This window comes from Pectobacterium cacticida (genome assembly GCF_036885195.1).
In the GTDB taxonomy this organism is placed as follows: Bacteria; Pseudomonadota; Gammaproteobacteria; order Enterobacterales; family Enterobacteriaceae; genus Pectobacterium; species Pectobacterium cacticida.
Map to the genome: position 1 here is coordinate 3,503,311 of NZ_CP133656.1, position 26,125 is coordinate 3,529,435.

Annotated in this window: 16 protein-coding genes; 9 read left to right on the forward strand and 7 right to left on the reverse strand. The window is 48.8% G+C overall.

Annotation, left to right across the window (positions count from 1 at the left end; translation table 11 throughout):
- Complete coding sequence (locus RFN81_RS15985) at nt 1-456, forward strand: YaiI/YqxD family protein (RefSeq protein ID WP_264496766.1); 456 nt, start codon at nt 1-3, stop codon at nt 454-456.
- Between the two features lie 12 nt (nt 457-468).
- On the opposite strand, the gene RFN81_RS15990 is transcribed toward RFN81_RS15985, so the two are convergent.
- The gene (locus RFN81_RS15990) at nt 469-4,698 is read right to left on the reverse strand and encodes a sulfite reductase subunit alpha (protein WP_264496767.1); all 4,230 of its coding nucleotides are present in this window, start codon (nt 4,696-4,698) and stop codon (nt 469-471) included.
- Between the two features lie 596 nt (nt 4,699-5,294).
- On the opposite strand from RFN81_RS15990, the gene RFN81_RS15995 reads away from it, so the two are divergent.
- The 6 genes from RFN81_RS15995 to RFN81_RS16020 all read left to right on the forward strand — a co-directional run bounded on the left by RFN81_RS15995 (nt 5,295) and on the right by RFN81_RS16020 (nt 14,413).
- Nucleotides 5,295-6,683, forward strand: a complete 1,389-nt coding sequence (locus RFN81_RS15995; protein WP_264496768.1) for a glycoside hydrolase family 1 protein — start codon at nt 5,295-5,297, stop codon at nt 6,681-6,683.
- A gap of 259 nt (nt 6,684-6,942) precedes the next feature.
- Nucleotides 6,943-7,884, forward strand: a complete 942-nt coding sequence (gene treR, locus RFN81_RS16000; RefSeq protein ID WP_264496769.1) for a trehalose operon repressor TreR — start codon at nt 6,943-6,945, stop codon at nt 7,882-7,884.
- Nucleotides 7,885-8,014: 130 nt separating this feature from the next.
- Entirely contained in the window at nt 8,015-9,439 is a 1,425-nt protein-coding gene (gene treB, locus RFN81_RS16005) for a PTS trehalose transporter subunit IIBC (protein ID WP_264496770.1), read from the forward strand.
- A 25-nt stretch (nt 9,440-9,464) separates the two neighbouring features.
- Nucleotides 9,465-12,185: a glycoside hydrolase family 65 protein gene (locus RFN81_RS16010; RefSeq protein ID WP_264496771.1), complete on the forward strand. Its 2,721-nt coding sequence runs from the start codon at nt 9,465-9,467 to the stop codon at nt 12,183-12,185.
- Nucleotides 12,185-12,856, forward strand: a complete 672-nt coding sequence (pgmB, locus tag RFN81_RS16015) for a beta-phosphoglucomutase (RefSeq protein WP_264496772.1) — start codon at nt 12,185-12,187, stop codon at nt 12,854-12,856. Before RFN81_RS16010 ends, pgmB begins: the two co-directional genes overlap by 1 nt.
- Before the next feature lie 66 nt (nt 12,857-12,922).
- Nucleotides 12,923-14,413 carry a carbohydrate porin gene (locus RFN81_RS16020; RefSeq protein ID WP_264496773.1) on the forward strand — a complete coding sequence of 497 codons (1,491 nt, stop codon included), beginning with the start codon at nt 12,923-12,925 and terminating at the stop codon, nt 14,411-14,413.
- Between the two features lie 173 nt (nt 14,414-14,586).
- Here RFN81_RS16020 and RFN81_RS16025 read toward each other — a convergent pair whose 3' ends face one another.
- From RFN81_RS16025 to rlmG, 6 genes are all read right to left on the reverse strand, one after another.
- Nucleotides 14,587-16,266, reverse strand: coding sequence for a sulfatase family protein (locus tag RFN81_RS16025; RefSeq protein WP_264496774.1), 1,680 nt, complete (start codon nt 16,264-16,266; stop codon nt 14,587-14,589).
- An 84-nt stretch (nt 16,267-16,350) separates the two neighbouring features.
- A complete protein-coding gene (locus RFN81_RS16030) occupies nt 16,351-17,433 on the reverse strand; it encodes a porin (RefSeq protein ID WP_264496775.1) in 1,083 nt (360 codons plus the stop codon).
- A gap of 179 nt (nt 17,434-17,612) precedes the next feature.
- Entirely contained in the window at nt 17,613-18,836 is a 1,224-nt protein-coding gene (locus tag RFN81_RS16035; RefSeq protein ID WP_264496776.1) for an anaerobic sulfatase maturase, read from the reverse strand.
- A 346-nt stretch (nt 18,837-19,182) separates the two neighbouring features.
- Nucleotides 19,183-21,111 (reverse strand): beta-glucoside-specific PTS transporter subunit IIABC, encoded by a 1,929-nt coding sequence (locus RFN81_RS16040; protein WP_264496777.1) that lies wholly within the window; start codon nt 21,109-21,111, stop codon nt 19,183-19,185.
- Between the two features lie 436 nt (nt 21,112-21,547).
- Complete coding sequence (locus RFN81_RS16045) at nt 21,548-21,832, reverse strand: hypothetical protein (RefSeq protein WP_264496778.1); 285 nt, start codon at nt 21,830-21,832, stop codon at nt 21,548-21,550.
- A gap of 219 nt (nt 21,833-22,051) precedes the next feature.
- Complete coding sequence (gene rlmG / locus RFN81_RS16050) at nt 22,052-23,188, reverse strand: 23S rRNA (guanine(1835)-N(2))-methyltransferase RlmG (protein WP_264496779.1); 1,137 nt, start codon at nt 23,186-23,188, stop codon at nt 22,052-22,054.
- A gap of 426 nt (nt 23,189-23,614) precedes the next feature.
- On the opposite strand from rlmG, the gene RFN81_RS16055 reads away from it, so the two are divergent.
- Both RFN81_RS16055 and sstT read left to right on the forward strand, forming a co-directional pair.
- Entirely contained in the window at nt 23,615-24,568 is a 954-nt protein-coding gene (locus tag RFN81_RS16055; RefSeq protein ID WP_264496780.1) for a TerC family protein, read from the forward strand.
- A 262-nt stretch (nt 24,569-24,830) separates the two neighbouring features.
- Complete coding sequence (gene sstT / locus RFN81_RS16060) at nt 24,831-26,066, forward strand: serine/threonine transporter SstT (RefSeq protein ID WP_264496781.1); 1,236 nt, start codon at nt 24,831-24,833, stop codon at nt 26,064-26,066.
- Nucleotides 26,067-26,125: the final 59 nt, after the last annotated feature.

Sequence of the window (26,125 nt, forward strand, 5' to 3'; positions counted from 1 at the left end):
ATGCAAATTTGGGTCGACGCCGATGCCTGTCCTAATGTGATTAAAGATGTGCTATTTCGCGCGGCGGAGCGCACGCACATGCAGGTGACGCTGGTCGCCAACCAGACGATAAAAGTACCGCCTTCCCGTTTCATTCGCACGCTACGCGTCGCGGCAGGTTTTGACGTTGCCGACAATGAGATTGTCCGCCGTGTAGAGGCTGGCGATCTGGTGATTACCGCCGATATCCCACTCGCCGCAGAAGTGATAGAAAAAGGCGGTATTGCATTGAATCCACGCGGCGAGCGCTATACGCCGGGCACCATCCGGGAACGGCTGAACATGCGGGATTTTATGGACACCATGCGCGCCAGCGGGATACAAACCGGCGGCCCCAGCGCCCTGAATCAGCGCGATCGTCAGCAATTTGCTAATGAACTGGACAAATGGTTGCAGCAGGTTAAAAAACCATCATGAACATCACCGCGATCAATACACATCCCGTACATAGCGTTTGTCCTGCGCCAATTTAGCCACATAGTCAGCCGCGTCTTCGCCACACATACCGCCGTACCTCTGTGCAATCTGTCGGAGCGCCGCGTCTACATCCTTCGCCATACGGCTGGCGTCGCCGCACACGTAGAAATGCGCGCCCTCCTCCAGCCAGCGCCATAGCTCGGCCCCTTGCTCACGCATACGGTGCTGAACGTAAATTTTCTCGTGTTGGTCACGAGAAAAGGCCGTATCCAACCGATGCAGATAGCCCTCTCGCTGTAGTTTCTCCAGTTCATTACGATAGTAGAAATCGGTCGCTGCACGCTGCTCACCAAAAAATAGCCAATTTTTACCTTGAGCCTTCGTCGCCTGTCGTTCTTGCAGAAAAGCCCGGAAAGGTGCGATCCCTGTACCAGCCCCCACCATGATCATGGGCGTATCCGGGTGTTGCGGGGGGCGAAAATGGGCAGACTTTTGGATGAAAATAGGCACCGTACCTGACTCTGCCGCACGATCAGCCAGAAAGGTTGAGCACACGCCGCCACGCAATTGCCCTTCCACACCATAACGTACCGTCGAGACCGTCAGGTGGATCTGATGCGGAGTAACTTTTGGGCTAGACGAAATCGAGTATAAACGCGGCTGCATGCGCTTGAGCACGCTGAGCAATTCGTCAGCCTGAACCTGAATCGGAAACGCCTGTAGCACATCAACAATCTGCCGTCCCCACAGCCACTGTTTAAGCGCTTCCTTACGTTCCTCTTGCAACAAATCGGCCAGCGCAGGCTTGTTCGTGCGTTGACGAACAAACTGCAAAAACTCCGGCGTGATACGGGCAATCTCGACATGCTGGGCTAACGCCTCCGCCAGCGTCATATCGCCTTTATCCTTAACGGTAACGACAGTAGCAGGCGAGAGTTTGAGTGCTGAAAGTATCTCAGTCACCAGTTCAGGATTGTTCGTCGGCCAGATGCCGAGCGCATCGCCCGCTTCGTAGCGCATATTGCTGCCTGCAATATCAAAGGCGAATTGCCGGGTCTCTTTTTCCGCGCCCTGCGCATTAAGCCGCTGGTTGATAACAAGGCGGGCGGGCAGCGGCGCATTCCTGCTGAATCCGGCAATCTCTGCGACGTTTAGCATCGGCGCGGCAACGTCATTCTCGTCAGCCACCGTCGCCATTGCAGCGGTAGCGGCCTGATTCGCCACTGACGCAGGTACTTCGGAAAGCGCGTTGACCACACTACCCAGCCAGACGGTTGCCGCCTCCTGATAATCCGGCTCACAGTCGATTCGCGCCACCATACGCCGCGCCCCCAGCCCTTCCAGCCGCGCATCAAGCTGGCGACCAAAACCGCAAAACCGATCGTAGTTTGAATCCCCCAATGCCAACACGGCGAACGCCATTTCCATCAGACTGGGGGCCGTTTCCGCCTGTAAAGCCGTCCAAAAATTCATACCGTTGTCGGGAGGATCGCCGTCGCCAAACGTGCTGGCGATAAAGAGTACACGCGGTATCGCAGGTAAATCGGCAATGCTGACGCTGTCCATTTCAGACAGCGTCACGGTATGCCCCTCGGCTTTCAGACGCTCAGCGCACTGCGCCGCGAAACATTCCGCATTGCCGGTCGACGATGCCCATAAAATCCAAATAGGTAGCGATGATGAGGCTGGAACCGCGGGCACGACAGGAGACGTCGTTGGCAGAGCAGCAATACCGCCATCGGGCAACCAGGTGCGGGCAAAAAGCCCTGCCAGCATGCCATCGAGCATCAGGCGTCTGGAGGGTTCCAATGGCGCCGTGGCAGGCAGCACGGGCACGCCGCCTGCCAACCGTGATGCATCGGTACGCAACGCGGCAATGTATCCTTGCAGGTAATGCTGTTCGTGCGCGCTCAACGTTAGCGGCGGTAACATATCCAAACCCAGTAGGGTGGCCAGCGCATCGATGTTTTTCATGTCGAGCTCCCTAATCGTGTTGTTCGGCGTACTCGCTTCAGCCTGTTTCGATACGGGCAACGCAGCCGCATGGCTCTCCCACTCTGAAGAAATAGATGCGGTCGGTTGCGCGATCCGGGTTAATGATACGGCGCAGAATTTGAATTCAGGCTGCTGGGAAATAGGATCAATAGCATCGCTGGTGACCGCATTAATGGCCAGATTGTCACCAAAGACATCATTCCAGTGGAAAGGCGCAAAGCAGTTTCCGGGTCGTACGCGATCGCTGATAACGGCGGGAAGTATCGCGCGCCCGCGGCGTGATCGTACTTCTACCCGATCCTTATCCTGAATGCCGAGCGTAACGGCGTCTTCGGGATGTATTTCAATGAAAGGGCCCGGATTGAGCTTATTAAGCGTCGAGATCTTTCCGGTTTTCGTCATCGTGTGCCACTGGTGCTGCAAGCGCCCGGTATTCAACACAAACTGAAAGTCGTTATCCGGCATCTCGGCGGGCGACATATGCGGCCGGGGGAAAAATACCCCTTTACCGCTGTCGGTCGCAAAAACAAGCCGCGGCCGCGTGCCGTCTGGTAACACTTTTAGCGTTTGACTCACGCCGTCGTTGAGGTAGCGAACGGGATGACGGCGGCGGTCATCATCTGGCGGACAAGGCCACTGCAACGGTGCCTGCCGCAAGCGCTCGTAACTGGCGCCACGAATGTCATAACCGGTTTTTGGGTTCCAGGCTTGCTTAATTTCTTCAAACACCTCAGCGGCCGATCCGTAGCTAAACCCATGCGCATAGCCCATCTCGCAGGCGACTTTAGCAATGATTTGCCAGTCAGCCATCGCTTCGCCGGGGGGATCAACGGCCTTTTGCATCAGCGTCAAATTCCGCTCGGAGTTAATCATCACGCCTTCCGCTTCAGCCCACAGCGCGCCGGGCAGCAGAATATCGGCATAACGATTGGTTTCGGTATCGAGGAAGGCGTCCTGTGTGATGACCAGCTCGGCGGCTTGCAACGCGGCAATCACATTCTTGCGATTAGGCACCGTCGCAACCGGATTGGTGCAGATAATCCAGCATGCCTTGATCTTGCCCGCCACCATGTCGTTAAACATGGCTACGGTGCCCCCCCCCAGCTCGGTGCGTAAGGTGCCAGCGGGTACGTTCCAGAGCGCTTCAATCGCCGCACGATCTTTCTCCACCCATACCGAGCGTTGCCCCGGTAACCCCATCCCCATATAGCCCATTTCGCGTCCGCCCATCGCATTAGGCTGCCCCGTCAGAGAAAACGGGCCACTGCCGAGGCGGCAAATCGCCCCGGTGGCCAAATGCAGGTTACAGATCGCATTGGTATTCCAGGTACCGTGCGTGCTCTGGTTAAGCCCCATCGTCCAGCAACTCATCCACGCCGACGCGGTGCCGATCCATGCTGCCGCCTTACGGATATCCGCTTCCGGCAACCCGGTTATCTCCGCCACTGTCTCAGGACGATAGTCGTCAAGGAACGCGGGCATCGCTTCCCACCCTTCGGTAAACTCGGCGATAAACGTAGGATCGGTGTGCCCGTTCTGAACCAGCAGATAGAGCAAGCCGTTGAGCAACGCCAAATCCGTGCCGGGCTTGATCTGCAGGAACAGGTTCGCTTTGTCCGCGGTGGCATTCCGGCGCGGGTCGACCACGATGAGCTTAGCCCCTGCCTTAACGCGATCCATCATCCGTAGGAACAGGATAGGGTGGCAGTCGGCCATGTTCGCCCCAATGACAAAAAAGACATCGGCGTGGTCAAAATCCTGATAAGAACCCGGTGGCCCATCCGACCCCAGAGAGAGCTTGTAGCCGCTCCCCGCGCTGGCCATACAGAGGCGAGAGTTCGATTCAATGTTATTGGTACCGATAAAACCCTTGGCGAGCTTATTCGCCAGATATTGCGACTCCAGCGACATCTGACCGGAGACATACAGCGACACCGCATCAGGGCCGTGAGTATCAATGATCGTCCGTAGCCGCCGTGCGGTTTCCTTAATCGCCTTATCCACATCAACCCTGACGGATTCGTGCTGACGATCCGCCCGCAAGTAGGCATGTTTCAGCCGTCCTGATTCGGCAAGCGCCTGACCACTGGTATTTCCCTTCGTGCACAATCGCCCAACGTTGGTGGGATGCGTCTTGTCGCCTGACACCTTGATCACACGATTGTCTTTCACTTCCATCACTACACCGCAGCCGACCCCGCAATAGGGGCAGACGCTCTTCACACACGTTGCGGATTTAGCATTCATAGCCGGTTCCCAATCGGATTAGCGTGTCACAACCGCGCGGAGGCAGTGCTGTGGCAGGCAAATCCAGACATAAAAAAACGTCCACATCCTCCTGCTCTCGCCGTGATGCGAAAAGCATGATGATGTGGACGCCGTTGCCCTGACCGAGGCTTCACTCACCATTGAGGTAAGCCTGCGGAATTGTTATGCGTTAATAATACCTAACAATAACTAAGCAAATTGCATGCCACCACTGCGTACCACCGGATATAGTGAGGAGGAACATCAAACAATGGAACCCCGCGCCCCCTGACTGCATCATGGTGGTGCAGGTTAACAGGGCGACAGTGCATTTTCGGTTACCGTGCTGATGTCTCCCCACAGAGATGCCGTGACCGGCGTCACATAACCAGACGGTGACATTGCCGCAGCAATTCATAATTGTGTAGTGTTCGTATAGGACGTTACCGCCAATGGCGGGCGAAACTTGGGCAGAAGCGGGTAGTGATACCCGCTTCTGCCCAAGTTTTTTTTTGCCTGTTATCCGCTGATTTCCAGCGCAGCGAAATATAGGCCAGTGCGGCGAAATGATGTAGCAAACGATGAGGAGAAATACCATGAAAGCATTCCCTGATGGATTTTTATGGGGCGGTTCAGTGGCAGCAAACCAGGTTGAAGGGGCATGGAATAAGGACGGTAAGGGTGTGTCCACTTCCGATCTACAATTACAGGGCGTCCATGGCCCGATCACGGAACGCGATAAAAAAAGCAGTAGCATCAAAGACTTGGCTATCGATTTTTATCATCGCTACCCGCAAGACATTCGTCTATTCGCCGAAATGGGGTTCAAGGTTTTACGCACCTCTATCGCCTGGACGCGTATTTATCCCGAAGGAGACGAAGCCGAGCCTTGCGAGGCCGGACTGGCTTTTTACGATCGCCTGTTTGATGAGATGGCGAAGTATCAAATTCAACCGTTAATTACGCTGTCGCATTATGAAATGCCTTACGGCCTGGTGAAAAAGCTGGGAGGCTGGGGTAACCGCGTCATCATCGATCATTTTGAGAAGTATGCGCGTACCGTTTTCAGCCGCTACAAAGACAAAGTGAAGTACTGGCTGACTTTTAACGAAATCAATATGGCGCTGCACTCGCCCTTTACAGGCATCGGGCTGATCGGCGAACCCTCGAAGCAGGAGATATATCAGGCTATCCACCACCAACTGGTTGCCAGCGCACGCGCGGTAAAAGCCTGCCATGACCTCATCCCCGACGCCAAAATCGGCAACATGCTATTGGGCGCGGTACGCTACCCCATGACCTGCCATCCGAAAGATGTCCTGGAAGCGCAAAACAAGAATCGTGAATGGCTGTTCTTCGGTGATGTGCAGGTACGTGGTGCCTATCCGGCCTGGATCCAGCGCTATTTCCGGGAAAATGGCATCGAACTCACCATTACCGCGCAGGACAAAGACGATCTGGGCCACACCGTAGACTTTGTCTCTTTCAGCTATTACATGAGCGGCTGCGCGACCTTCGAGCCGGAGAAATATCAGTCCTCACGCGGCAACATCATCCGCCTAATTCCTAACCCACACCTTGAAGCGTCCGAATGGGGCTGGCAGATCGACCCAGAAGGCCTGCGTTTCCTGCTGAACGAGCTGTATGATCGTTATCAGAAACCGCTGTTCATCGTAGAAAACGGACTGGGCGCACGCGATGTGGTGGAAGAAGACGGCAGCATTCACGACAGCTACCGCATTGATTACCTACGCCGTCACCTGTTTCAGGTGCGTGAAGCCATCGACGATGGCGTCGAGCTACTGGGCTACACCAGTTGGGGGCCGATCGACCTGGTCAGCGCGGGGACGGCGCAGATGTCAAAACGCTATGGTTTTATTTATGTCGATCGTGATGATGATGGCGAAGGCACGCTGGAGCGTCGGCGCAAAGACAGCTTCTACTGGTATCAGAAAGTGATTAGCAGCAATGGAAGCTCGCTGTGACGGGCTGACGGTAAGTCAGGATATTGGCTGGCGGTTTAACCTTATGCTTGGAACGTAACCCAGCAAAATCAGAAGGTACGCGAGGATGTGGCCTTCTGATTCGCTGCAGCGTGAATATCCTTGTCCGCCAGACAAACACTCATCAGCCTATGGCGTAGTATGCTCAACCGAATAACACCGCAGAAGCGAAATTGTTATGGAGAAAGAACTATATTAACATCACGAGTTGTAGAGACTTATTATTTGGAACACAGCAAACGTGCGTAAATTAACAATAAAAGATATAGCTGCTCTCTGCAATGTAGGAAAGTCGACGGTTTCTCGGGTAATCAACAATGACCCTAACGTCAATGAAATGACGCGCCAGAAAGTCCTTGCGGTAATCGAGCAGTATCAGTTCACGCCGTCTACGTCAGCAAGAGCCATGCGTGGGCTGGCGGGGCGTACTTGCGGCATCATCGTGACTCGTCTTGATTCTTATGCAGAAAACCAGACAGTCAGCGCAATGCTCCCGCTTTTATACGCTAATGGCATTGACCCCATTATTCTGGAAAGCCAATTTAATCCGCAAAAAATTGATGAACACCTAACCATGTTGGAACGGAGAAAAATCGATGGTGTTATCCTCTTCGCTTTCACTGGCATCACCACTGAACAGTTAGCATCCTGGCAGCAACGCATCGTGATTACGGCCCGTTCCTTTGCGGGATACACCTGCGTTTGTAACGATGATATTGGCGCCGTGCATTATTTGATGACCTTCCTGCATCAGGAAAAAGGATTCAACGACATTGGCTATGTAGGAATTGCGTTAACCGATGAAACTACGGGATTACAACGCTTTCAAGCTTATGAAAGTTACTGCCAGCAACATCAATTAACCATGAATGCCGAATTAGGCCAACTCGATTATCAAAGCGGTTATCAACTTGCCCACAGCGTGGTTTCCAGACGCCCCCAAGCCATTTTATGTGCTACGGATTCTCTGGCCTTTGGGGTACAAAAATACTTAAAAATTCATAACATTCGTGATATTTCTGTCGCCTGTATCGGACGTAATGACCTGTTGACGTTTTTATTCCCTGAAACAAAAACGTATCGATTGGGCTTCCGGGAAAGTGGCGAGCTTTCGGTACGCTTATTAATCGACATGATGAACAATAATTTCTCACCCAAAACGCACATAATCACATCTAATTGATTTAACTAATATAAATTATTTTTAAAATAAAATTTGTGTGATATTCGTCAATATTTGGGAACGTTCCCATTGAGAGGGAAGCAGACCTAACCTATCTTAAAAAAGGAGATAAAAACTAGAGACGAACCACATGAATAAATCTATAACTTCTGATCTGATAGATCAGATAATTACGTTAGTCGGTGGTAGAGAAAATATCAGCACTGTTTCTCATTGTTTAACAAGATTGCGTTTCGTATTGAATAAACCTGAAGTAGCCGACATTGATGGCATTAAAGCCCTCCCTAAAGTAAAAGGATGTTTTAATAACGCCGGTCAGTTTCAAATAATAATAGGAACCGATGTCGACCTTTACTATAAGGAATTGATAAAGAAGATCAACATCGCCGAGTCGAGTAAGGAAGAGACAAAAGCGGCGGCCAAGCAGAACATGAAATTCTGGGAGAGATTAATTTCCTGTTTGGCTGAAATCTTTGTACCACTATTACCCGCTCTCATTTGCGGCGGTTTATTACTTGGTTTACGTAACGTTATTGGCGAAATGCCAGTTTATGATGATGCAACCCTCGTTTCATTGCATCCATGGCTTCAACCAATCTATGATTTTTTATGGCTGCCCTGCGAAGCCATTTTCCATTTCCTGCCCGTCGCCATTTGTTGGTCTACCGTCAAAAAAATGGGCGGTTCGCCTATCCTGGGTATTGTATTAGGTATTACGCTGGTGTCGCCGCAATTGATGAATGCCTACAGTATAGGAAGCCAAATTCCTGATACCTGGGATTTCAATTTATTTTCAATTCAAAAAGTAGGCTACCAGGCTCAAGTGATCCCTTCAATTTTGGCTGGACTGTTTCTAGGCTGGCTTGAGGTTAAATTACGTAAATTTATACCTAGCTATTTAACGTTAGTTATCGTTCCGGTTGTTACCTTATTAATTTCCGTTGCCATTGCGCATGCCATTCTCGGACCACTTGGTCGTTTGATCGGTAATGGCATCTCTGAAGGGGTACGCTATTTAATGCTTGGCGATTTCGCCCCCATTGGGTCAATGATCTTTGGCTTTTTCTACTCTCCTTTAGTCATCACAGGTCTGCATCACACAACATTAGCAATTGATATGCAATTAACGCAGACCGTAGGAGGAACGCCGATCTGGCCGATCATTGCGCTCTCAAATATTGCCCAGGCTTCTGCGGTTGTCGGCATCATTCTCATTAGCAAAAAACAAAATGAGCGTGAAATTACTATACCCGCGGCAATATCTGCTTATCTGGGTGTGACTGAACCCGCGATGTACGGAGTCAACTTGCATTATCGCTTCCCAATGCTCTGTGCAATGATTGGGGCGGCCTTAGCGGGACTGATTTGCGGTTATGCACGAGTACTTTCTAACGGTATAGGCGTTGGCGGTATCCCTGGGATTCTTTCCATTCAGCCCAGTTTCTGGAGTATTTATCTTGTCGCCATGCTGGTCGCCATTATTATTCCGCTTATTCTGACGATGATAATTTATCGCTACCAGCAGCGCAAAGGCACACTGATAACATCTCTTTAATCCCTATTATCTAAAAGAGTTTATTATGCATTACCTTTCTATTTCGGTGAATAAAAGTGGACTCAATGTTTCTTTAGAAGAAATGAAACATCACTATAATATAGAATGGGATATTTTATCCTTTGAAGCGTATTTAGACATATTAAAGAAAATAAAATCCGCTTTCCCTTTGGTACACGGCGGAATCATTAGTGGAGAGCGACTTCCGCACTACGCGCCCTTCTGTGTAACGATTTCTAAAGGCGAGGTTGTTGATTTAGAGAAAACCATTTCAGAAGTATTTAATGTTCCATTTATTGCCAAAGAAAATGCCGGCTTACTATCTTCAGACGATCTGAAAGCCGCGATTGAGCAGCAATATAGCGTATTGACCTGGGGAATAGATTATTGCGGTTTTAGTGCTGGTAAAAAGGAATATGCCATTGAATCACTATTAACCGTCGCAAACGGTTATTTAGGGGTACGTGGCGCGATGCCTGATATGCAGGCAAATGAGGCCACTTATCCCGCCACTTACCTTGCCGGGTGTTATAACCAGGCTCAATCCACTATTGCGGGTCATACGGTGACCAATGAAGATTTTGTTAATGCACCAGACGCACGAGCAATCCGTATTAGGATCGGCAAAGGCGATTGGCTAACGCCAGACACCTGTAAAAACACCGTACTTTATCGCTCCCTTTCGCTTAAAAATGGTGTCTTAGAACATCATTGGCAAGTCGAAGATGAACAACAACGCCAGTTGCAAATCCGTAGCCGAATGCTTGCAGATATGTCGCATCCAACTCGTTTTGCGATTGAGTATTGCTTCACGCCACTGAATTTTGAGGGGGATATTACCATCAGTACCCATATTGATGGCGATACCCGTAATTATGGCGTAGAGCGCTACCGTAGCCTCACGGCCACTCACTATCAGGTATTATCGTGCCGAGCTAAAGGCTCGTATGCCTATTTAAATGCCAAAACGTTGCAATCAGAGATTGGATTAGGGTTCTCTTCCCTGATACGTGGAGATTTCTTCACAGAAGATGACATCCATATTCAGGTCGATCCTAATAAAGTGACCCAATCAATCACCTGCCCGGTAATCCAGGGTAAAACGTATCAATTAGAAAAAAGCGTCAATATTCGGCTATCGACGGTATTTCCAACGGATTGGCATATTGCGGATGACGCCGTATTGGTTGACTTTTCTACGCAATTGGCATCAACCGAACGAGCCTGGCAATCACTTTGGGAAAAGGCTGATATTGTTATTACCGGCGATTTACTGTCTCAAAAGCTCTTACGCCTTCATACTTATCATTTACTATGTTCCTGCTCGCCCTTCAGTAATGAAAACTATCAACTGGATGTTTCAGTAACCGCGAGAGGATTACATGGCGAAGCCTACAGGGGGCATATTTTTTGGGATGAAATTTTCATCCTGCCTTTTTACATCATGCATTTCCCCCAAACCGCCCGCCAATTACTCATGTACCGATATAACCGTCTCCCTATGGCACGTCATGCGGCACAAAAAGAGGGTTTACAGGGCGCCATGTTCCCATGGCAATCGGGATATGATGGCAGCGAACAAACGCAAATAGTGCATCTCAATCCCCTTAATGGTCAGTGGGATCCGGATTATAGCCGTTTACAACGGCATGTTTCATTAGCGATCGCTTACAACATTTGGCTGTATTGGATTAATACTCAAGACAACGCGTTTATGGTGTCCTATGGCATAGAAATGATGTTAGAGATTGCGCATTTCTGGCTCAGTAAATCGCAGTGGGATGAAAAAACGCAGCGCTATTCTATTCACGGAGTTATGGGGCCGGATGAATTCCACGAGCATACTCCCGGTAATGAAGCCGGCGGGCTAAAAGATAATGCCTATACCAACCTGATGGTTTCATGGCTTTTTTCTCAGTTGACGTCGCTACGTCAAGAATTCGGCGATGAAATCATAGGAAATATCAACAGCGGAATTAACGATAATATAAATTTCTGGAATGAAATTCATCATGTAGGGGAAAACCTTTCTATCATTATCGATGATGACATCATTTCACAGTTCGATGGATATTTTGATTTAGAAGAAATTGATTGGGATAACTATCGAAAAAAATATAAAAACATTTATCGCATGGATCGGATATTGCGAGCGGAAGGGAAAAGCGCGGATCATTATAAAGTAGCCAAGCAGGCAGATACGTTAATGATATTCAATAATTTTTCAGAGGATGATGTTTCAACTATATTGAAAAAACTGGGATATCACCTCAGTGAGGATTACGCGAAAAAGAATTTGCATTATTATCTTTCTCGTACCTCTCATGGTTCCACATTATCACGTGTCGTCCATGCGCAACTCGCTAATGATATCGATTTGCCTGAATTATCATGGACGCTTTATCGCGAAGCGCTCTCTTCAGACTACTACGATATCCAAGGTGGCACTACGGCTGAGGGTATCCATACTGGCGTCATGGCTGCTACGTTAAATACAACAATCATGGCTTATGCCGGTGTTGACATTAGACATCTCTATTTACGTATTACACCTACCCTTCCTGATAAATGGGAGAATATTAAATTTAATCTTCAACATAATGGAATCCAGTATTTCTTCAATATCTCGCATAACGAGATTATCGTTTCCGTTAGCGACGACACACAAGTTGAAATTAATAACAGAACCTATTTCATCATGTCCGGAGCGAATTTCTCCTATCACTATAATGAGGGGTATCAATAATGAAAAACGGATTTATCTTCGATTTAGACGGTGTAATCGTCGATACCGCTCATTATCACTTCCTCGCATGGAAGAACCTGGCTGAAAAGATAGATATTGCTATCGATGAAAAGTTTAACGAGACGCTAAAGGGTATTAGCCGTGAAGAATCACTGGAGCGGATACTTAAACATGGCGGCAAATCATGTGAGTTTAGCAACGATGAAAAAAGTCGACTCGCAAAAGAGAAAAATACCTACTACGTCAGTTTACTTAAGAATCTGACGGAGAATGATATTCTCCCCGGCGTACGTTGTTTTCTAAAAAAAGCAAAAGCGCTAGGCATCCCATGTGCGATCGCATCGGCATCGAAGAATTCCCCATTCATAGTAGAAAAATTAAAAATTGGTAATTATTTCCAATCCATTGTCGATCCAGGCACGCTGAAGAAAGGGAAGCCCGATCCAGAGATATTCTTACAGGCGGCAAAATTCATCGATGTCGAACCTCAATACGCTGTGGGGTTTGAAGATGCACAGGCAGGCATTATCGCCTTAAATCAAGCAAAAATATTCTCTGTCGGTATTACGTCGGCCCAAAACAATCTTATTGGGGCAGATTTAGTTATATCCTCATTTGAAGATATAACACCTGAGACGGTATTGCTGCGGATAAATAAAAAAGACAATTAATTCTATTATCCTTATCTATTATTAACCCTTTACTGGTGAAACTGTATAAACGAAGAGGAATAAACAGTGAGAATAAAAAAATTAACCTTAGCGATAGGGATTTTCCTTAGCGCCGCCCCCTTGTTCGCTCATGCTGAAAATTCGTTAAGTCGCTTTGAAGCGCGTTTAAATGCGCTTGAAAAACGCGCGTTAGAAGCAGAATCAAGGGCAGCCGCTGCGGAACAAAAAGCGGCGAGGCTCGAACAGTTAATGACAAAGACCGCTACATCTTCCCCAAAAACGCATACGGTGAATATCGAAGATCGCCTTGCTACACTTGAAAAAAACAGCGATCGGGCGCAGGCAAACGCAATATTAGCCCAAGAAAAGGTCAGCCAATTAGAGAAGCGACAAGACGCTGGCGCTACACCCAATAGTTTTGTGGTGAATAATAGCGAATGGGGAAAACTCAAGCTTTACGGCGATGTTGAATATAACATTGACGCTGCAAGCCGCAAAGGCCAAATCACCTCCATACATACGCAGGCCGGACAAGACGCCGATAATTTTAAAGATAAAGAACGCTGGGATCTCAACGGGCGCATTTTAATCGGTTTCGATGGCGAACGAGCACTGGCCAATGGCAACTATGCAGGATTTAAGGTGCAACCTCTGGCGAATATGTCTGGTTCGATGGGGCTTGATGATGCCGTGTTCTATTTTGGTAAAAATAACCAATGGAACTATAAAATCGGCCGATATGAAGCTTATGATATGTTCCCGCTAAACCAGGATACCTTTGTTGAGCATTCAGGCAACAGCGCCAACGATCTCTATGCGGACGGATTTGGCTATGTCTATATGATGAAAGAAGGGCGCGGGCGGAGCGATAACGGCGGTGCGATGAATCTGAGCAGCACCTACAATGATTGGTATTTCGAGGTTAATACCCTTATTGAAGATGGCAGTAAAGTCTTTAAGAATGAACAGTATCATGGTAGGAAATTAGATAATCGTAAAAATGTAGTCTACGTTCGTCCTGTTGTTGCCTGGAAAAAAGATAACCTCACCATAGCGGGCGCAATGGATGCCAATGTTATTCGTAATGCGTATGGCTTTCAAAATGCCGATGGGAAATTTGAGGATCAATCACGCAGAACTGGCTATGGTCTTAATCTTAACTGGGTCGGCTTAAAAAATAACAGCGAAAATGGCATTGTAGCTAACCTAAGCACCGCCTATTTAGATGCGAAAAATGAAACCGACTTTTCTATTGGCGGTAATATTTTGTGGCGTAAATTAGAGGTGGGGTATATTTTTGCGCATAATGATATTAAATCCTACCAACGTGGCGGTGATAGCAATGCGGGACAGAATGACGCATTACACCCTGGTAAATATGACATTCACACATTATTTACCTCTTATGAACTACCAAATATTTTAGAAATAGATAATTTTAAAACGTATCTAGGTGCTTATTACTCGACTATCCATGGCCGAGGAGAGATGACATCAATAAATGATAGCGACAAAGATCGCTATGGCGCACGCGTTCGGTTTAAATACTTTTTCTAAACCTTATAAATAGTATTAACCGTACGGTTCAAGATAAATTTTCCGATAAAAAATTAAGCCAAATCGTTATTTGTGCTAATAACCACAACCGAGCGACATCTTAGGCTAGCTGTCGTTGTTAAAAAAATCAGACGGCAATATTTCTCTATGCCGTCTGATTAACTACAGGACTATTATTTATCCATCAGCGCTTTTAGCAACGGTTTGCTCTTTTCCACGGCTTCGTTAGACGATTTTACTCTCTCTTCTTTACCTACCTGATCGGGAATAAACCCAGCGAGTATCTCATCATGGTTATACCCTTTCAGCCATTCACGCGGGAATGGTGCTAACTGCTCCCCCGTCTTCTCATAGCGATAAACTTGCCCTTGCCCAAGCCGCTGGTTATATGGGATCACGTTTTTACCCTGATGATCGCGTAATTCTTCATACAATTTTTTACGTAATGCGATCTTGGTTTTGACGATATTTTCATCAGTTGAATCGATCAGGTTGTGCTTCTCTTCCCGATCGTTTTGCATGTCGTAAAGCTCTTCTTTATCCCACACGCCGTAATATTGGATGTATTTGTATTCCGGCGTACGGATCGCAAACGTGGTTGGCGTTTGCGGGAAGCTGTATTCCCAGAAGTATTCGTAGACGAAGTAATCTTTACGCTTCGGCACATTATAGCCATCCATACCCAATCGCCAGAAACTCTGCCCGTCGTAATGCTTCGGCGCGGCAATGCCTGCGGCTTCCAGAATGGTTGGTGCTACGTCGATATTTCTGACGATCTCTTCCACCACTTTGTCTTTAGCAAAGCCCGGCCCGGAAGCAATCAACGGTACTCGGATCGACTCTTCGTAAGCATTACGCTTATCGATCAACCCATGTTCGCCGAACATGAAACCGTTGTCCCCCATGACCATAATGATCGTATTTTTGTCCAGCCCCTGTTTCTGCAACCAATCACGCACGCGGCCCACGCTGTCATCTACAGAGCGTAGTGTTTCATAATAATCACGCTGATACTGCTGGAGGTTCATATCTGTGTTATAGGGATAATCTACGCCGTGCCAGCTATTACGCTGATTTTTCACCCACATAGGCTTACCGGCATAGTTTTCTGGTGTATCGGCATACGTATCAGGCACCGGGAAGGTGACCTCTTTCATACTGCCGCGGTGGCGCTTAGCGGGCAGAAAATCAGAATGCACGCCTTTATGGGACAGATACATCATGAACGGTTTTTTCTTATCGAGCGTATTCAGCCAGTCAACCGCATAATCCGTCAGCTCATCGGTGATGTAACCTTTTTGCGGCACCATTTTACCATCAATATTAAGCATTGAAGGTTTGCCATAGTTATCAATCGGATAATAGTTCCCTTGGCCTAGTAGCCCAACCCAACGATCGAAGCCAGCAAAACCTTTCGTCGCTGTTTTATCCGCGCCGCCGAAGTGCCATTTGCCAAAAAATCCGGTCTGATAGCCTTTCTCACGCAATCGTTCGGGGAAATAGCTCAGGTTAGAGAGATCGGACGGATTGTTATCCGATACGCCATGATTATGCGCGTACATCCCCGTGAGAATACTGGCGCGACTAGGGGAGCACAGCGAGGTAGTAACGAATGCATTTTTGAAGTAGGTTCCTTCTTTAGCGATACGATCCATATTCGGCGTATGGATCGCCGGATTCAGAAAGCCAAAAGCATCATAACGCTGATCGTCGAGCAGGATATAAACCACATTGGGTTGCGTCCCCCCCGCCGATGGCATTGCAGCCGCAGATGATGACGCGGCGACAGCGTGTCCTCCGGCTGCTTGTATACAGGCCAGTGCGATCGCTGCCAATAGTTTGTTTTTTTTCATATTCCTTCCTCTTTTATGCCTTTCTTTCGTACTCGGTGAAAGGCGTTACATCATTAAGACCGTGTTCACCACATGAACGCCATATCAGAAAATAAATGATGCCGTCAGCCAGGTGGCATCATCTGTATGTAGCCCCAGCGGATTATTTTCTTTTAATAAATTAATGCTATGCTCGGCGGAAAGGCTGAAATGCGCATTGAGCGGGTAAGAGACGAGCAAAAGCGCATTGCGGATCAGCAACGCATCGCCAATACCATCCAGGTTTTTCGCTTTTGATTCCCGATACCCTACGCCTGTGGTTAATAGTGAGGGAAATCGATAGCGTATTCCCGCTTCCAGATTTTGCGCCTTGTCTGCGAATCCGGTGCGTTTGTTACGCTGATTGTTAACAAACTGCATATTTTCCGTTTCACCATAAAACGCACCGATAAACCAATTTTCTGGCTGCCAGGCTGCCCCTACCATCCAGCCATTGGCTCTGTGACCTTGCCCATAATCCGCCAGTTGCTGGTTTGGCGTTCGCTGCGACGATGCCCACGCCGCACTGAATTCCAACATGGTAGACGGAATGGCATACCCTAACGCGATACCATAACCGTTACCATTTTGCGTCTTGATAGCGCGGCTTCCTTCATTCTTTCCTTGGTATTGCAACCGCAGGTCGAGTCCGGGAACAAATCCAAACAGATCGTTATTCCGCCAGGTCAATATGCCAGTTCCACGTTTCCCCATAAACGTGTCCGGCGCATAGGTTCCTCCGCCATTTACCGGGAAAATCCTTGTAGTATATTGGGGGTATGCTAATACCCCATCATTACGCCCGTAACTGAGACTCCCCCAATATTTGTTATTCAAGCCGGCATAAGCATAACGAGTGTAGTCTTTCGACGGAGCGCTTTCGGTTTCAAAGGCATTAAAATCATGTTCGAAGCGACCGAACCCATATAGCGTTTCCGTTATTTTCGTTTCCCCATGCAGGTTCATCCTGAATCGGACTTTATCGCCATCCATATTCTCGTTATCACTAATAATCCTACGTGAGATGACGCGTCCATCGAGGTATAACTTATTACCGTCTTTATTATATAGCAGGGCCGCTTCCGTGACAGTGAGACAAGATAAAAGTAGAGTACAGAAGAGTCCCAGCTTCAGTTTTTTATTATTCATGTTTATGACCTATTTTTAGGATTATTGAAAAAGACAAATAGGCTCCCAATGTCTATTTGACATTATTGTAAGATCCCTGGTGTTTGGCGTTATTATGCCGCCTGCTTAAAACAACTATTTTAAGCAGGAAATCATTCAGAACCCGGTTTATTCAGTGCTCTGATAATGATCGTCTTGGATTAATAAAACTCTGTTTTTATATTCCTCCTTATATGCTTCATCGATACCTGACTCGTTAACTGAGAAAGCAGATAATTCATGCGTGGTACGACATGAAATAAATGCGTTTTAAATCCATCACAGAAATAGTTTTTATTTGGTCGTCCATCACTGGAAATTTCAAAGCGATGCTTCGGGCAACCGCCATGACACACTGGTTTTACTGCACAATTCAGACAATCCTTACTGATATTTTTCTTCTTATTCGCACCAAAGGCGAGGTTCTGCGGAGAATTCACCAGCGACGCTAAATCGTCCTGATTAATATTGCCGAGCTTATTTTCTGGATAGACGAAATGGTCACAGGAATATACATCACCATTCGCTTCAACAATCAGGTTGCCCCCGCAGGTTTCATTGATAACACAGGCACTGGGCTGCCCAGTCATTTTGGCCATCGTTTGCTCAAAATTCATGACAAATATATTGCCCAGATCGTGCTGAATCCAGTGGTCAAAAATCGTATTCAGGAAACGGCCATAGGCTTTAGCCGGCACTGACCATTCTGTCACACCGCACTGCCCCGAGAAATCCGGCTGAATCAGTAATAATCCATTCGCGTCCGGCTCGGCCGCACGGCGTTCCACGAGTGGAATAAACTGCATATAGCGGCTACCGATACGCTTAAGAAACCGGTAAACATCCAGTGGGCGTTTCACATTTTCTGCGTTCACCACCGTTAACGTATTAAATTCAACATGATGGCGTTTTAGCGCCTCCAGCCCTTTCATCACGTCATCAAACGTGCTTTTCCCCGATCGCGTAAGGCGATATGCATCATTGCTGATACGGTCACCGTCAATGGACAACCCTACCAAAAACCGATTCTCTTTCAGAAAGCAGGCCCACGAATCGTCAATATTGATGCCATTGGTCTGAAAGAAATTGTTAATCTGTTTTGCGCCACGGTATTGATTCTGTAAACGAACAGCTTCGCGGAAGAAATCAATGCCCAATAGCGTCGGTTCACCGCCTTGCCACAAAAAATCAACGACTGGCGCTTGCTGGCTACTGATGTTCTTTCGGATATAGTTTTCCAGCGTATTGCCATCCATCTTCCAGCGGCTTTTTCGCTCTGGGTATAGATGTTCCTTCTCCAGATAAAAACAGTATGAGCAATCGATATTGCACACGGATCCTGAAGGCTTAGCCATCAGTTGAAAATTGGCAATGGATTGACTCATAGGTACCCTCGGCTAAACTTACGGTCACAATCATCTTCCTTCCGTAAGAGAGAAACGCCAAAACGTCCTTGCCGGCGAATTTTTTGCTGTCTACGCGTAAATTTGGAACATTTCGGTGTTGAGCACATTTTCTCAACGCAAAAAAAAACCCGATCGCCAAACGGCACAAAAGCCGCTTACCAATCAGGTTCCACCCATAAATAACATGTTTTGTATCATGCTTCATGGTCATGTCCTGAATATAGTTTTACCCACTTTCGAGACGACATACAAACAACATCATCAAGGTATGTGAACAGATTCACATACCTGTGTTACCTGATGACTACCGACAACGTATTCAGCGTTACGCGAGTGCAAGCACCGTATCCCCTGCCATTAATTGATGCGAAGCGCTTTGACTAAAAATACGGTACTCCTCCGCATTCGTCACCACCATCGGCGTTACCGTGTCGTAGCCTGCCTGTTGTATGGCAACCAAATCGAACTCTATTAGCAACTGACCTTTCTTCACCGATTCGCCTTCCGCGACGTGCATCTTGTAGTGCTTTCCCTCCAACTGCACCGTGTCGATACCGATATGAATCAGAATTTCCGCGCCATTTTGCGCAAGGATACCAACAGCATGGCCGCTGGTGAATGTACTCGCAATAACACCATCTACCGGAGAATAAAGACGGCCTTCCTGAGGCTGAATGGCAATGCCTTGACCAACAACACCGGAAGAGAACACCTTATCGTCCACGTCGTTGAGCGAGATCAGTTCGCCTTTTACCGGCGACCCCAGCCGTTCCGCCGTCGCAGGCGCGTCTTTTAGCGGCCGAAACGATAGTGCCGTATTGGCAGACCGATGGGAGATCGACGCCGTAGGTGTCGCAGACGTTGCTGGTGAATGCGTGGGGGCTGGCGCGTTTTCAGTAGGTAGCGCAGGATCGTCAAACCCTACAATCACCGTCAGAACAAAACTCGCAACGAAGGCAACCGCACAACCGATGAGGAACCCAGCGAACCCTTCTCCGTAAAAAATCGGCAACGTCAGTAACCCAGGCATCCCCATAGAAACCGCCGAACTTTTTGCATAGCCGACAATAGCCCCCCCAAAGGCCGCGGCGACAACGGCGCAGATAAACGGTTTCTTTAGTTTCAGCGTAACCCCATAAACACCGGGTTCCGTAATACCAAATAGCGATGCAATAAAAGTACTGCCCGCCAATGTCTTAAGCTTTTTATCTTTAGTTCGTACCATAACCCCCAGTAATGCGCCAGACTGGGCAAAGATCGACGGGCTAGAGGCGGCTTTAAGGTAACTGTGTCCCATGACAGAAAGATCGTTAATGAATACGGTCACAAAGCCCCAATGAACGCCAAATATCACCAAGACCTGCCATGAAGCCGCCATCAGAGCACCCGCAATAATCGGGTTAAATTCATAGATACTGACAAACACCGATGCAATGAGTTTACTGGCCGAAATCCCAATCGGCCCGATGGTCATCAGCGTCAGCGGCACCATCAGAACCAACAGGAAGAACGGAGTCAGAATATTGCGCACGCTTTCGTGAATATGGCGATTCAGGAAACGCTCAAAATACGACATCAGCCACACGCTGAAGATAATTGGAATGACCGAAGCGGTGTATTTCATCATCACGACAGGCAGACCGAAGAACGTCACGGGCTGACCAGCATCAAACAGCGCCTGGATCGTTGGGTAAACCAGCGCCCCCGCGATCGATACCGCCACAAAAACATTAGTTTCGAATTTACGCGCGGCGGTAATCGCCAATAACATCGGTAGAAAATAGAACAGGCTGTCAGATGCCGCATGTAAGATGATATAAGTGCTTTCTTTGGTACTGAGCCACCCGAGCGCAATCACAATTGCCAGCGCCCCTTTTAGTACCCCGGCCGCCGCCATCGCGCCAAGTAAGGGGGTAAAGATCCCAGCGACCAGATCGATCAGTCGCCCCATGGCAGAGGTCGATTGATCGCTTTCCGCGGTCTGGCGTTTCCCGTCGCCCTCCTCCAGCAGTTTGGAGATCGAACCAAAGGCGCGATACACCTCCGGCACCCGGTTTCCAATCACCACCTGTAATTGTCCTGAGGCATTGACGACCGTAATCACGCCATCCAGCGCCTCAAGCGCAGCCACATCCACCTTACCATGATCAACAATCTTAAAGCGCAAGCGCGTTGCACAATGCACCAGAGTGGAAACGTTTGTTTCCCCTCCGACCAACCTCAGAATATTTTCAGCTAGCACTTTGCTATTCATAATGACTTCCCGTTTCGTCAATGGCTGCAATGACCTAATACACGTCGTCTCGCTTGTTGCCCGCTGGCCAGCTGGAAAATAAGCAAAAAAAAACCTGGATAAAGCCACGTGCTAGATACGTGGCTTTATCCAGGTTTCGCCCAGATATTTCTGGTGACGTCCTTTCTTATTTTCTAACAAGTTCAGACGGAGAAAGCTATCGCTACGTTTTATTCTGTGAAAAAAGTCACTAAATTTTTATCCGTTTAGCGACATTGCCTATGCGATAGCGGCATAAACATGGCATGCAGAATGACGAACCACTCCGCTCGACAAACGTTGACTCCACATTTACGCAGAAAGTGGAGACGGAAGACATTGGGTAAGAAAACCGGCGAATTACGGCTATACGGCATTACACCTGATTAAATTATTACTCCGGATTAAATAAGGAAATTTACCGGAGTGAACGCTTAAATGCCGCAGCCTCGTGCGCTAACACATCAAGTTGAGCATATATGACCCTGATGGTCTGCAACAAAGGATTCTGCGCAGGTGAACCGTCCAGCGCACTCAATTGCGCAGAAAGCCGTTCAATCTGGGTACACAGGTAAGCGTCGCGTTCCTTTGCCTGAAGCAACTGCTGTTGGAGGACCCGATGTTCCTGCTGTTGACGCTGAATGCTTTGCTCCAACGCCTCGAGCGCGCTATCCAATCGACATTTCCATTCTTCCACCCGCATAACGACACCTTTGCTCGATAAACCCGCGGATTATAATGTCACACGCCCCCGACAACAAACACGTTCAAAGACGCTCCGATGGCTACCTGCCAATTCCCCTCTGATTTGCCATGATATAGGCCACCCTAAAAACACCGGTATTTTACCGCCGGAGGAAACACATCGTACATCAAGCCAGCTAACTGGAAACGGGAAGACGTCTTGATACTCTGCTTATCGTCACCGCGCCGGCGTTTTGATCGCGCGTAGCACGACAAACTTGGTGTTGCTGGCGAGGGTTTCCACGTTACCGAAGAGACGCTTCAGTTTATGGAAGTAACTCAGGTGACGATTACCTACAATGCGCAATTCTCCGCCAGGCTGAAGGCAACGACGGGCATCCATAAACATCTGCCAGGCGATTTCATCGGTCACGGCCTGTAGCTGATGAAAGGGCGGATTACACAGCACCGCCTGCAATGTATCGCGTCCTACGCGTGACAGCCCGTGGTTCACCACGAAGCTACAACGATCTATATCCTGTGGGCGGTTGGTTGCAACGTTCATCTGGCTTGATGCCACCGCCATATACGATTCATCAAAGAAACCGACGGTAGCGTCCGGATTAGCGTCCAGCGCCGCCAAGCCAATCACCCCATTGCCGCAGCCGAGATCGATAATTTTACCGTCCAGGCGCGCGGGCAAATGCTGCATAAAGAAACGCGCACCGATATCCAACCCATTACGTGAAAATACATTGGCATGATTGTGGATGCGATAACCGTAGCCTTCTAACGACCACTCGTTAATAAGTGATTGCTCACTCACATTCCGCTCCGCCCATTGGCAGTGAACCAGTCGCGCCTTTTTCCAGGCCAGCGAGGTTGTGGTCGGCCCCATCACACGCTCAAACAATTGCAGAGTGGAGGTATGAATATCACGCGCTTTCGCTCCGGCAATAATCCGTGTTTGCGGCGTGACGACCTTACGTAACATTCTCAACTGGTGTTCCAACAACGCCATCGTTTTGGGAATTTTCATTACCACCAGCGTAGGCGCATCGGGCAGATCCGCCAGGCTATCCAATAGCGTTACCGCATCGGGGGCATAACCGTTCAGTTCCAGATTATGTCGCGTCGCCAGTTGGCTGAGATAGGAGTCGCTGACACTAACGGGCGATTGCGCCTGCAAGCCGCACGCCAGTGCGCCGAAGGTATCATTGAAAATCAGGCACGGCCCCGGTGCGATGTCTAGCGTAGCCAGCTCCCGTAGTAGGTACTCATCGGCGGCATCCCATGCCTGTAGCGCCGAGGTTTCGTCGACCTGAGGGTAACGTACCAACGTCAGGACGCGTGTTTCCAATTCCAGTTGGCTCATTGGCCTCTCCTGTATTATAAAATTTGCGCTGTTTATCCCTTAAATTACCGCGTCAGTAAATGCTTTTCGCCACCAACCGTTCGTCTACAACAGAAAAAACGGATCCAAACAGATATGGCGGTTCCGGGCAATACCATGGAATGCAGCAAAAGACGCCGATATTCATTTGACCATGAATACCTTTTCACCTATCTTCTGTCAGGCAAAGGGGAGTAACTTTTCCGCCAGCTAATCGTCATTACGATGCGTACCGCATCCGGTTACTGGGCAGCGTTGATGAAATAGCATCATTCCTAATGAAACAGCTTCATTAGCGTTGTAAGTGAGACCTTGCCGGAAGAAGGCGAGGTGCATTTGCAGCGTTAATCACAAACGGCCAACGTCCTTCCGATGTTGGCCTTTTTGTTTCTTTTTAAGGATACCGCTATGCACTCTATCGGCACGCCCTGGTTGTGGGGCAGCTTCGCTGCCATTGTTATCGTGATGCTGACCATCGATCTGCTCTATCAAGGGCGCAAAGGCGCGATGGTCATGACGTTCAAACAGGCCGCGGTCTGGTCTATCATCTGGGTGACGCTCACGCTACTGTTTAACGCCGGCTTTTGGTGGTATCTGGATGGCGCGATGGGCCGCGAGGTTGCCAACACTCAAGCGCTGGCGTTCCTGACCGGTTATTTGATTGAGAAAGCCCTTGCCGTTGATAACGTCTTTGTCTGGCTGATGCTATTCGGCTATTTTGCCGTCCCCCCACAATATCAACGTCGCGTGCTAATTTATGGCGTATTAGGCGCTATCGTGCTGAGAACGTTGATGGTATTTGGCGGTAGCTGGCTGGTCACGCAGTTCCAGTGGGTGCTCTATGTATTCGGCGCATTTCTACTGTTTACCGGCCTGAAAATGGCTCTGGCGAAAGAGGAAGACGAAAATGTCGGCGACAAACCGCTGGTGCGCTGGCTACGTAACCATCTGCGGATGACGGATCGCATTGAAGATGAGAAATTCTTCGTCCGTCGTAACGGCATCCTGTATGCCACACCGCTGTTTCTGGTGCTGATTATGGTTGAAATCAGCGATGTTATTTTCGCGGTAGACAGCATCCCGGCGATTTTCGCCGTCACCACCGATCCTTTTATCGTTCTGACGTCAAACCTGTTCGCCATCCTCGGCCTGCGGGCAATGTTCTTCCTGCTGGCTGGCGTGGCCGAGCGCTTCTCACTGTTGAAATACGGGCTGGCGGTTATTCTGGTGTTCATTGGTGCCAAGATGATGCTGATCGAGATTTTCCATATTCCGGTGGCTATCTCTCTGGGGGTTGTCGTCGGCATTCTGGCGATCACCATGCTGATTAATATTTGGCTGAACAACCGCGCCGCGCGTTAATTTCCCTCCTCGCCGTACCTGATTAGGGTACGGCAATAGCGGGATTAGCCTACTTTTTCTGCGCGTCATCACCCGCAAATTGCGGCGATGCGAAATCGACGCTTAGTCGTAAAAATGACATCATCGCTTTCCTCAAAAACAAATATTCATATACTGATACGCGCAAGCACATCTCGTAACGGAAAAAAGGCCCCGACATAGGTCAAAGGTGTCTGATCCTGACTTATAACTACATTAGCGGAACGGTTATCCCGTCAAAAATATGGCAACTCAACATTCTCGTCTTTTGCAGTACTTTATGCATGGAAGCCTGGTTAAACAGATTCTTCTGGGGCTTTTCGCCGGTATTATTTTGGCCTCTCTGTCTACGCAGGCCGCATTAGCAGCCGGTTTATTGGGAACGCTATTCGTCGGCGCGTTGAAAGCGGTCGCTCCCGTTCTGGTGTTGGTGCTGGTAATGGCGTCTATCGCTAACCATCAGCAAGGGCAGAAAACCAATATCCGTCCGATTTTGTTCCTCTACCTCATCGGCACCTTCTCTGCGGCGTTGATTGCGGTAGTACTCAGTGTCCTCTTCCCTTCTACGCTGGCACTTAACGCGCATGCCACCGACATCACGCCACCGTCAGGCATTGTCGAGGTATTGGAAGGCCTGCTGATGAGCATCATCGCTAACCCGATTCACGCGTTGCTGAATGCTAATTACATTGGCATTCTGGTCTGGGCCGTAGGGCTGGGCATGGCCTTCCGCCACGGTTCGGACAGCACAAAGAGCATGATCAACGATGCGTCTAATGCAGTTACTCTGATTGTACGCGTGGTGATCCGCTTCGCACCGCTGGGGATTTTCGGTCTGGTGGCATCTACGCTAGCAAAAACCGGTTTCGGCGCGCTGTGGGGATACGCGCATTTGCTAATGGTGCTAATCGGCGGCATGCTGATGGTAGCATTGGTAGTCAATCCGCTAATTGTATTCTCGAAGATCCGACGTAACCCGTATCCATTGGTACTGCGCTGTCTGCGCGAAAGTGGCGTGACGGCGTTCTTTACCCGCAGTTCCGCTGCCAATATTCCGGTCAATATGGAGCTATGCCGCAAGCTGAATCTGGATGAAGACACCTATTCTGTTGCCATCCCACTCGGCGCCACCATCAATATGGCTGGCGCAGCAATTACCATCACCGTACTGACGCTAGCCGCTGCGCATACATTAGGTATTCCGATTGATGTACCGACCGCGCTGCTGCTCAGCATTGTGGCATCGCTGTGTGCCTGTGGCGCATCGGGCGTGGCGGGGGGATCGTTACTACTGATTCCGCTGGCATGTAGTATGTTTGGTATTTCTAACGATATCGCCATGCAAGTGGTCGCGGTAGGCTTTATCATCGGAGTGTTGCAGGATTCCGCCGAAACCGCGGTAAACTCATCGACGGATGTCATGTTTATCGCCGCCGTGTGTCATGCAGAGGATGCCAAACTGGCTGAAAAGAGCGCTTAAATCTGCTGTAACCCGAAGTTTTTCCCTTAAGCTGTCTCTTAGTCACCTTTATTATGCAG

What these genes read in the sequence shown, in the direction of transcription:
- RFN81_RS16045 (WP_264496778.1), bottom strand. Translation starts at nt 21,832, where the DNA reads ATGCGGGTGGAAGAATGGAAATGTCGATTGGATAGCGCGCTCGAGGCG.
- treB (WP_264496770.1), top strand. Translation starts at nt 8,015, where the DNA reads ATGAATAAATCTATAACTTCTGATCTGATAGATCAGATAATTACGTTA.
- RFN81_RS16030 (WP_264496775.1), bottom strand. Translation starts at nt 17,433, where the DNA reads ATGAATAATAAAAAACTGAAGCTGGGACTCTTCTGTACTCTACTTTTA.
- RFN81_RS16025 (WP_264496774.1), bottom strand. Translation starts at nt 16,266, where the DNA reads ATGAAAAAAAACAAACTATTGGCAGCGATCGCACTGGCCTGTATACAA.
- RFN81_RS15985 (WP_264496766.1), top strand. Translation starts at nt 1, where the DNA reads ATGCAAATTTGGGTCGACGCCGATGCCTGTCCTAATGTGATTAAAGAT.
- sstT (WP_264496781.1), top strand. Translation starts at nt 24,831, where the DNA reads ATGGCAACTCAACATTCTCGTCTTTTGCAGTACTTTATGCATGGAAGC.
- RFN81_RS16040 (WP_264496777.1), bottom strand. Translation starts at nt 21,111, where the DNA reads ATGAATAGCAAAGTGCTAGCTGAAAATATTCTGAGGTTGGTCGGAGGG.
- RFN81_RS16055 (WP_264496780.1), top strand. Translation starts at nt 23,615, where the DNA reads ATGCACTCTATCGGCACGCCCTGGTTGTGGGGCAGCTTCGCTGCCATT.
- RFN81_RS16035 (WP_264496776.1), bottom strand. Translation starts at nt 18,836, where the DNA reads ATGAGTCAATCCATTGCCAATTTTCAACTGATGGCTAAGCCTTCAGGA.
- RFN81_RS15990 (WP_264496767.1), bottom strand. Translation starts at nt 4,698, where the DNA reads ATGAATGCTAAATCCGCAACGTGTGTGAAGAGCGTCTGCCCCTATTGC.
- RFN81_RS16010 (WP_264496771.1), top strand. Translation starts at nt 9,465, where the DNA reads ATGCATTACCTTTCTATTTCGGTGAATAAAAGTGGACTCAATGTTTCT.
- pgmB (WP_264496772.1), top strand. Translation starts at nt 12,185, where the DNA reads ATGAAAAACGGATTTATCTTCGATTTAGACGGTGTAATCGTCGATACC.
- rlmG (WP_264496779.1), bottom strand. Translation starts at nt 23,188, where the DNA reads ATGAGCCAACTGGAATTGGAAACACGCGTCCTGACGTTGGTACGTTAC.
- RFN81_RS15995 (WP_264496768.1), top strand. Translation starts at nt 5,295, where the DNA reads ATGAAAGCATTCCCTGATGGATTTTTATGGGGCGGTTCAGTGGCAGCA.